We start from the raw sequence: 8,461 nt of genomic DNA on the forward strand, positions 1-8,461 counted from the left end.
AAGTGGGCCGGCGGATCGTGGTGGTCAGGTGGCCGTCGAGCGCAACCCCGCGACGACTGAGGCGAGTTCGGCGGCGAACGCCTCGGCCTGCGGCTCGGTGACAGTGGAGGCGGTGACCCGGATCGCGCCCTGATGGGCGGCCGGATCGGGCGCGAAGAGGTGACCGGGCCGCACCGCCCAGCCCCGCCGCGCGAGAGCTGCGACCACGGCTCGTCCGTCGACGTCGAGTTCGACCCATACGTTCAACCCGTCGGGCCGGTACGGGACTTCGACGCCCTGGGCACGCAGTCGCTCGACGAGCAGACCGCTGCGCCGGGCGTAGGACTCTCGGGCCCGTTCGTGGAGTTCGTGGACCCGGGGATCCAACAGGAGTTCACGGGCGGTGTGTTGCAGCAGCCGGCTGACCCAGGTGGTGCCCGCGCTCAACCGCGCCTCCAGGCGCGCGGTCGACTCGGCGTCGGCGGCGACGAGGGCGAGACGCAGATCCGGTCCGAGGAACTTGGACACGGACCGCACCAACGCCCAGCGCGTACTGCCCGGCGGTGTGACCCGGTGGTACGGCCGCGCGGAGACCGCCGAGAAGTGGTCGTCCTCGATGACGAGGACCTGGGGGTGTTCGGCGAGGATCGCCCGCAGGTCGGCCGCCCGTTCCTCGGTGAGACTCGCACCGGTCGGGTTGTGGGCGCGGGGCGTGCAGACGACCGCGCGGGCACCGGCCTCCAGGGCGGCCCGCAGCGCGTCGGGGCGCATACCGGCGCCGTCGACCGCGACGGGCGCGGAGCGGTAACCGCTCAGCCGCAACGTCCCGATGCTCGCCAGGAAGCAGGGATCCTCGATCGCCACCAGATCCCCTCGGGTGAGGTGAGCGTTCAGCAGCCGCTCGGTGGCGTCCACCGCTCCGTGTGTCACCAGCGTGCGGAACGGCTGATCGAGGTCCTCGGCGAAGTCGGCGCGGGCCCATGCGTCCAGCCCCGGGTCGATGGCGGGCTCACCGTACAGCGGCGGGCTGTAGTCCCCGCGCCGGGCGGCGCCCAGGAGGTCGGGCAACAGCATCGGGTCGGGGTTGCCGCTGGCCAGGTCGACGCAGTCACCCCCGACACCGGCACCGACACCCTCCCGCGCGAGCTGCGGAACCGCCGCGACCACCGTGCCGCCGCGCCCCCGCGTCTCGGCCACGCCCGCCTCGACAAGCCGCCGGTACGCGAGGGCAACCGTGTTCCGGTTGACCCCCAACTCGGCCGCGAGCGCGCGCACCGGAGGCAGACCGGCCCGCGGCGCCAGCTCACCCGAGGCGATCTGATCCCGCACACTGCCCGCGATCTCGGCCGCGGTGGTGCCCTTGATGCCCACGTGATCAGCTCCGCCCGAACAGGAGGTTTCGCCCTATGCCAAAGTTTGTCCTAGGCCAAAGATACGCCATGGGTGGGATCGGGGCTCATGGGTCGCGAGTTCGGGGTTGGTGGACGAGTGGGGGGTGAGTGCGAGCCGGCTACGACTCCGCGTCCGTGTCCGTGTCCGTGTCCGAAGCGATGATCGGCGCCGTCAAGCCAGCGCCCGCAGGGGCCGAACACCCTTGTGGGGCACAGTGGTTGGCTACAGCGAGACCTTCCGTTCGTCGGCCTTGAGGCCGCGGAGTGTCCACAGTCCGTACAGGGCCAGCAGCGGTTTGACGACCACCCACTCGCCAGGGCGGTAATCGTCCGCGCGCACCAGCCTCTCCGCGAGACCGGGGCGCTGCCGCCGCAGGTACGCACGGGCCTTGAGCGCATGCGCCGGCTGGGAGACGATCTTGATGCGGTCCACGTCTTCGAGGAGTGGGATCACGTTCGCGATGTTCTCCCACGTCGTCACGCTCTGGTCTTCCAGGAGCACCGTGCCGTCGAACCCAAGCACCGACTTCGCGTAGTCAGCCATCAGTTGGGCCTCCGCAACGCCTCTGCCGGGCGCACCGCCGCTGAAGATCACGCACGTCTCCTGGGCACCGCCGGCGTCGATGGAGCGAATGCCGGCACGGACTCGCCATCGGTTGATCACGTTCGCGGTGGCTTGGGGATTCCGGTACCCCAACACCACTACGGCCTCGGAAGCGCCCTCGCTGTCCCCCACCAGAACCCGGGACCAGCGCCAGTTCAGCCACTCACCCCAGGCCAGGGCCGCTACCCCGGCCGTCGCCAGCCCTGTCCTTCGCCGCATGCGGCGACTGTAGGGCACGTCAGGAGTTCTCGGCGGTCGGCTTACGCGATATGCCGGTTGATGAAACCGTGCCACACGACAGAGGCGTGCTCCGGGGTGTCCCGGTGGCCCCCGGAGAAGCCAAGCAGTTCTTTGCCGGAACTCATGAAGGCGTCGAACAGCTGGAGTTGCCCCGTACGCGGGAAGATCTCGTCGTCCCACTGCACATGGAAGAGGACGGGTGCGGTGATGGCGGAGGCGTCGTCCAGGACGCGGTGCGGGGCGTGAAGTCCGGTATTGATGCCGGGAGTTGACTGTGTGCCGAACTTCCGAACACCGCGCACCTCAGCCCCGGCCCGAGGGCGCGTGCGGCAGCGAGGCCGAAGCGCGTGCCCATGGACAGCCCGAAGTACGCCTGACGTGCCGGGTCGGCCGTCCCGACGTCCACCAGGAGGTCACGCGCGGCGACCCAGTCGTCAGCCATGCGGTCCAGCACCCGACCGACACCCTCGGCGGCCATCCGGCTCTGGTACTCCACCGGCGTGAGCGGGGATGCCACCCGCTCGCCGAGGAACGGACCATCGATCGCTACGGCCGCGCAGCCGGACGAGGTGATCCGGTCGGCCATCGACAAGATCCGGTCACTGTGCCGATGGCCGCCGCCACCGTGCCCCAGCAGCACCAGAGGCACTGCCCCTGACCTATCGCTCGGGGTCCACACGGTGCCTGGAATCATCGAGAGCGGCCGGTTGATCACGAACGAGCGCTGTGTGGAGTGATCGGAGCCCGGGCGGCACTCGGACCAGACCACTTGCCGACTCACACCCCCATCAAAACACGGGAAAATCCAAGCCCGCCACAGTTGTTCAAGGCTTCGACTGTCCATGGCTTCGACACTGGAGAGGGCCGTCCCCATGTCAGATCTCGTATCAGATCTCGCTGCCGAGCTCACGGCGTTCATGACGCGGTACGAGCAGGCCACCAATACTCACGACATCGGTCGCGTGGCGCCGTTGATCGATGCGGATGCCGTCTACTGGTTCTCCGACGGCTCCCATCGGGGCCTGGCCGAGATCACGGAAGCAATCGAGCAGACCTTCGCGGCCATCCAGGACGAGGTGTACGAAATCCAGGATCTTGAGTGGGTCGTCCTCGCCGCCGACCACGCCGTGTGCCGGTATCGATTCTCCTGGACAGGCGTGGTTGACGGCCGGCCTCGCTCCGGACAGGGACGGGGCACGAACGTGCTCGTGAAACGGGCGGCGGAGTGGAAGATGCGGCACGAACATCTGAGCCCCTGATCTGCGGTTCCGCTCGCAGCCCGACGAACGACCTTCCCGTCGATGTTGAGCGAGCCGACGACCGACCGCAGGCTCACGACGAGACCCCGCCGACGGAACCGGTACGGGCAGCCGACGTGGAGGAGTCGAGCCCACCGGTCCGTCGGGCATGCCCCGCGGCCCGACCACCACGGTGCCGAGCCGCCCCGCGCGCAGGGCGGCAGCACACTCACCGCCAGCCGAGCTCCGGTGCCACGTGAGTCAGGATGCTCTCCAGCACATGGGCGTTGTAGTCGACCCCGAGCTGGTTCGGGACGGTCAGCAGGAGGGTGTCCGCGGCCTGGATGGCCTCGTCCTCTTGGAGCTGCTTCACCAGGATGTCCGGCTCGGCGGCGTACGAGCGTCCGAAGATCGCCCTGGTCGTGTCGTCGATCATGCCGACCTGGTCCCGCGAGTTGCGGTCGTTGCCGAAGTAGGCCCGGTCCATGTCGTCGGTCAGGGCGAAGATGCTGCGGCTGACCGACACCCGGGGCTCGCGCGTGTGGCCCGCCTCCTTGTACGCCTCGCGGTACGCCTCGATCTGCTTGCGCTGCTGGACGTGCAGCGGCTCGCCCGTCTCGTCGTCCTTCAGCGTGGAACTCTGCAGGTTCATCCCCAGCTTCGCGGCCCAGACGGCGGTCGCGTTCGAGCTGGAGCCCCACCAGATCCGTTCGCGCAGCCCCTCGGAGTACGGCTCGACGCGCAGCAGCCCCGGCGGGTTGGCGAACATCGGCCGCGGGTTCGGCCGCGCGAAACCCTCGCCCTCGATCACCTTGAGAAAGGCCTCGGCGTGCTGGCGGGCCATGTCCGCGCCGGTCTCCCCCTCCGCAGGGGCGTAGCCGAAGTACCGCCAGCCGTCGATCACCTGCTCCGGTGAGCCACGGCTGATGCCGAGCTGCAGTCGGCCGCCGGAGATGAGGTCGGCGGCGCCCGCGTTCTCGGCCATGTACAGCGGGTTCTCGTAGCGCATGTCGATCACGCCGGTGCCGATCTCGATCTTCGAGGTTCGCGCGCCGATCGCCGAGAGCAGCGGGAACGGGCTGCCCGCCTGCTGCGCGAAGTGGTGCACGCGGAAGTACGCACCGTCCGCGCCGAGTTCCTCGGCGGCGACCGCCAGGTCGATGGACTGGTGCAGGAAGTCGGCAGCGGACCGGGTCTTGGAGTGCGGACTCGGCGACCAGTGACCAAAGGAGAGAAAACCTATCTTCTTCACACCGCCTGAAGCGTCCGGCGGCCACGATTGATTCCCCGCGCCCGCATGGTGTGACCAGGCCATCCGGTCGACGCGGCCCGCACGGAATCCGTCTCAGCAGTGCGACTGCCGCGTCCGTGACAGCGAAACCGGTGAGGGAGAAAGCAGACCTGATGTTCGGCTTGAGCGAACTTGCCCTGATCCTCCTCGTCGTCGTGGTCGTCCTCGGGATCAAGAAGCTGCCGGAGCTGACGCGTTCGGCGTGCAAGGCGACCCGCATCTTCAAGAGCGAGGCCAGGGCGCTCAAGGAGGACGACTCGCGGCGACCCTGACGACTAGGGCCTGTCCGGCGGATCAGGTCGCAGGAGACCAACGGCATCTGATCAGCGCCGGTGAGCGGGGCCTGGTGCGTGCAGCTGCAAGGCGGAGGAGGGCGGCAACGCGATGGGGGTCCCCCCGCGCGAGGTCGTTCGAGCGTGGGGGAGTTGGCAACCGACGACAACGCCGCTGGGGGTCCCCCCCCCCACGCCTTTAAGGCAGTGGGGGAGTGCGTGCCAGGCCCCGCGTCTGCGGCATGATCCGCCGGACAGGCCCTAGTCCGGCTGGGCGGCGAACAGTTCGAGGTGCGCGCACGTCGGACAGCGATAGGCGTCGATCTGCCAACGCGGTCGGCCCATCTTTCTGGCGTTGCCGAGCGGGCCTCGCTGAAGGGGGCCCGCGATCCACCGTGCGAACCCGCGGGCGCCCTGCCCGGACTCCTCGACGAAACCCGGCTCCAGCCCCACCGCACCGCATTGCGTGCACCGTATGTTGTTCATCGGGGGACGGTTCCCTTCATCGCGCTGTTCGACACCCGGAGTTGAAACGTCGGACAGGGCCACCGCCGTCACGGCGCCTGTGATGGGGAGGCGCGCGAGCGGGGCATCGGGCGTGGCCATGCCGGTGCGGCCGCCGGTGCCGTCGTCCTGCTCATCACCTCATCGCCTACCGCGTACCGTTCGTCAACTCCCGTCACGGACTCGGCAGTTCGGTAGCACTGTCACAGATGGACGGCAGCCGCAAGCAGCACCGAGGCGTCCAGGTCGATCCCGCGGCAGCCAGTCAGCCCGGCCAGGAATCCTTGCGGGGTGCGACCTGCCCGCCGAGCCCCCTCCGTACCGAACTCAGGGCGCCACCATCCGACTTGCCCACGCCGATCCGCCGCGCTTTGCCCAGGTCGACCGGCCTACACGACCTCTCCCGCTACCGGTTCTCAGACACCCACGCCGAAGTCGGAGGCGATCCCCGCCAGTCCGGACGCGTACCCCTGGCCGACCGCACGGAACTTCCACTCCGCGCCGTTGCGGTACAACTCGCCGAAGACCATCGCGGTCTCGGTCGACGCGTCCTCGGACAGGTCGTAGCGGGCGAGTTCGGCGCCGCCGGCCTGGTTGACGACGCGGATGAAGGCGTTGCGGACCTGGCCGAAGCTCTGGCTGCGGGACTCGCCGTCGTGGATCGAGACGGGGAAGACGATCTTGTCGACCTCGGCCGGTACGACGGCGAGGTCCACCTTGATGGACTCGTCGTCGCCCTCGCCCTCACCGGTGGTGTTGTCACCGGTGTGCTCCACCGAACCCTCGGGGCTCTTGAGGTTGTTGTAGAAGACGAAGTGCTGGTCGGAGATGACCTTGCCCGAGGCGTCGAGCAGCAGCGCCGAGGCGTCCAGGTCGAAGTCCGTGCCGGTCGTGGTGCGCACGTCCCAGCCCAGACCGACCAGCACCGCCGTGAGCCCCGGTGCCTCCTTGCTCAGCGAAACGTTGCCACCCTTGGACAGGGAAACACCCATGACTCATTCCTCCACGCGTACCGACGGTTCGGGTCCGCGGCACGGACCCGAACCAGAATCTACAACACTGTAGAAATAATCGAGGGGCCGGGACGGTGCGGCCGAGTACGGTCCGGCCGAGCAGTACCCCGTCGATACGATGGGACGATCGCGACCCCGCGGCGACGCAGTGGCACACAGGAGGGAGACGGAGCGTGGCGAGACCGGATCCGCGCCCTCAGCGCCGGGCTCAGGGCGAGTTGGAGACACAGGTGCTCACCGTCCTGCACACGGCCGACGCACCGGTGACCGCGGCCTGGGTGCAGGAACGCCTGGACGCCGAACTCGCGTACACGACCGTGATGACCGTGCTGAGCCGGTTGCTGGAGAAGCAGGCCGTGACCCGGGTGCGGGAGGGCCGCTCGTTCGCCTGGTCGCCGGCCGCGGACGAGGCGGGACTCGCCGCGCTGAAGATGCGCAAAGTGCTCGATCGCGAGCAGGACCGCCGGGCGGTGCTGGCCAGCTTCATCACCGCCCTCCCTGAAGACGACGAGCAACTGCTGCGCGACCTGCTGGACCAGGCCACCGACGAGTCGGCGGGCTGACGTCCCGTGGGCGTCTTCGTCTTCCTGCCGCTCGTCCTGCCGTTGACGGCCTGGCCGATCGCCCGCCTGGCCACCCAGCACCTTCATCCCCGCACCGCCACGGGCCTGTTGAGCGCCATGGCCGCCGTCATGGCGCTGTGCAGCACGCTGTGCCTGGGCCTGCTGATGGTGGTCGGCACCGCCCAACTGCCGGGCAACCCGCTGCCGGACGGCTGGTCGGACACCGAGGTGCGCGAGAGCGTGCCCCACGACGAGATCGTGGGGAAGGCCGCGATTCCCGTCCTTCTCGCCGTGGTCCTGGGCTGCGGCCGAACTCTCTGGCGCCACTGCCGAGTTCGGCGGCTGGCCCACGCGGCACTCGCCGGTCTGCGCGACACATCGGTCGCGATCCTCCCCGACGACGAGCCGTACGCCTACGCCCTCCCCGGCGGCCCACGCGACCGCATCGTGGTGACCACCGCCCTGCTCGCCTGCCTCAACTCCGGGGAACGCCGGGCCCTGTTCGCCCACGAGCGGGCCCACCTCGCCGCCCGGCACCACCGCCACCTGCTCATCGCTCAACTGGCAGCCCGGGCCAACCCGTTCCTGCTGCCACTGCGTACGGCGGTCTCCTACGTCGCGGAGCGCTGGGCGGACGAGGAAGCCGCCCAGTCCGTCGGCAGCCGCAGAGCGGTCGCCCGCGCGATCGGCAAGGCGGCCCTCGTCTCCCGCGGCACGCCGGCACCGACGCTCGCGGCCCTCGGGGCGCCGGGCCCGCTCCCCCGCCGGGTCGCCGCCCTGCTGGCCCCGCCGCCCCCGGCACGCACCTGGCCACCGCTCTTCACCACCGTGAGCCTGGCGCTCTGGAGCGCGGCGGCTGGTGCCGCCCTCTCCGCGACGCTCTCGGCGAACTCGGCCGTGACGCTGCTGCTTCTCCTGCACGCGGCGACCCCGCTCTAAGCAGAAGGCCCGCACCGCTGACAAGCAGTAGCGAAGCGGCGCACGGGCCGGGAGTCCGGCACATCCCACCTACAGCTGGCAGGACACGCCAACTCCCGTCGGCTACAGGGCTGTTGCGCTCAGAGAGACCAGATCAGTGGCCCACCTCGTGCGGCTCCTCAGCCGCGCTCTCCTGTCCGCCTGCCGTGTCGGACGCAGGTGCGGGCCTACGTAGCCGCCCGGTTAGGGGGTGGCCAGCGGCTCGGTGTAACACGGCCGCGAACAGGTCCCGCAGAGGGGAGAGCAGACTGTGCCCGCCCTCCGCTGCCGCCCCCGACAGGGCGATGCCAACCCTGGACGCGGACGTGCTGCGGGAGCACACCCGCACTGCGGTCGCCACCCTGCTGCGGGGCTGACGGCCGCTTCGACGACGGGTGCGGCCCGCCCC

Annotated in this window: 10 protein-coding genes; 4 read left to right on the forward strand and 6 right to left on the reverse strand. The window is 69.8% G+C overall.

All coding sequences use genetic code 11. The features are described 5' to 3' along the window. Window positions 1-24 precede the first annotated feature (24 nt). The 3 genes from AC31A1_RS41105 to AC31A1_RS41115 all read right to left on the reverse strand — a co-directional run bounded on the left by AC31A1_RS41105 (window position 25) and on the right by AC31A1_RS41115 (window position 2,516). The gene (locus tag AC31A1_RS41105) at window positions 25-1,350 is read right to left on the reverse strand and encodes an aminotransferase class I/II-fold pyridoxal phosphate-dependent enzyme (RefSeq protein ID WP_489658193.1); all 1,326 of its coding nucleotides are present in this window, start codon (window positions 1,348-1,350) and stop codon (window positions 25-27) included. Window positions 1,351-1,593: 243 nt separating this feature from the next. Further along, on the reverse strand, window positions 1,594-2,193 hold the full coding sequence (locus AC31A1_RS41110) for a YdcF family protein (protein ID WP_489658194.1): 600 nt from the start codon (window positions 2,191-2,193) through the stop codon (window positions 1,594-1,596). 41 nt (window positions 2,194-2,234) lie between these two features. Continuing rightward, entirely contained in the window at window positions 2,235-2,516 is a 282-nt protein-coding gene (locus tag AC31A1_RS41115; protein WP_489658195.1) for a hypothetical protein, read from the reverse strand. A gap of 540 nt (window positions 2,517-3,056) precedes the next feature. On the opposite strand from AC31A1_RS41115, the gene AC31A1_RS41120 reads away from it, so the two are divergent. Next, window positions 3,057-3,473 carry a YybH family protein gene (locus tag AC31A1_RS41120; protein WP_489658196.1) on the forward strand — a complete coding sequence of 139 codons (417 nt, stop codon included), beginning with the start codon at window positions 3,057-3,059 and terminating at the stop codon, window positions 3,471-3,473. Between the two features lie 208 nt (window positions 3,474-3,681). Here the strand turns inward: AC31A1_RS41120 and AC31A1_RS41125 are convergent, their stop codons facing one another. Continuing rightward, complete coding sequence (locus AC31A1_RS41125; RefSeq protein WP_393754888.1) at window positions 3,682-4,704, reverse strand: LLM class flavin-dependent oxidoreductase; 1,023 nt, start codon at window positions 4,702-4,704, stop codon at window positions 3,682-3,684. 131 nt (window positions 4,705-4,835) lie between these two features. On the opposite strand from AC31A1_RS41125, the gene AC31A1_RS41130 reads away from it, so the two are divergent. Then, the gene (locus AC31A1_RS41130; RefSeq protein ID WP_489658197.1) at window positions 4,836-5,015 is read left to right on the forward strand and encodes a twin-arginine translocase TatA/TatE family subunit; all 180 of its coding nucleotides are present in this window, start codon (window positions 4,836-4,838) and stop codon (window positions 5,013-5,015) included. Window positions 5,016-5,276: 261 nt separating this feature from the next. Here AC31A1_RS41130 and AC31A1_RS41135 read toward each other — a convergent pair whose 3' ends face one another. Together AC31A1_RS41135 and AC31A1_RS41140 are read right to left on the reverse strand one after the other, a co-directional pair. Continuing rightward, window positions 5,277-5,468 (reverse strand): hypothetical protein, encoded by a 192-nt coding sequence (locus AC31A1_RS41135; protein ID WP_442811829.1) that lies wholly within the window; start codon window positions 5,466-5,468, stop codon window positions 5,277-5,279. A gap of 467 nt (window positions 5,469-5,935) precedes the next feature. Continuing rightward, a complete protein-coding gene (locus tag AC31A1_RS41140) occupies window positions 5,936-6,511 on the reverse strand; it encodes a TerD family protein (RefSeq protein ID WP_489658198.1) in 576 nt (191 codons plus the stop codon). Between the two features lie 194 nt (window positions 6,512-6,705). On the opposite strand from AC31A1_RS41140, the gene AC31A1_RS41145 reads away from it, so the two are divergent. Together AC31A1_RS41145 and AC31A1_RS41150 are read left to right on the forward strand one after the other, a co-directional pair. Then, entirely contained in the window at window positions 6,706-7,095 is a 390-nt protein-coding gene (locus AC31A1_RS41145; RefSeq protein WP_489658199.1) for a BlaI/MecI/CopY family transcriptional regulator, read from the forward strand. Window positions 7,096-7,101: 6 nt separating this feature from the next. Then, window positions 7,102-8,034: a M56 family metallopeptidase gene (locus AC31A1_RS41150; RefSeq protein ID WP_489658200.1), complete on the forward strand. Its 933-nt coding sequence runs from the start codon at window positions 7,102-7,104 to the stop codon at window positions 8,032-8,034. The last annotated feature ends 427 nt before the right edge of the window (window positions 8,035-8,461 follow it).

The organism is Streptomyces sp. P5F9, assembly GCF_057961495.1.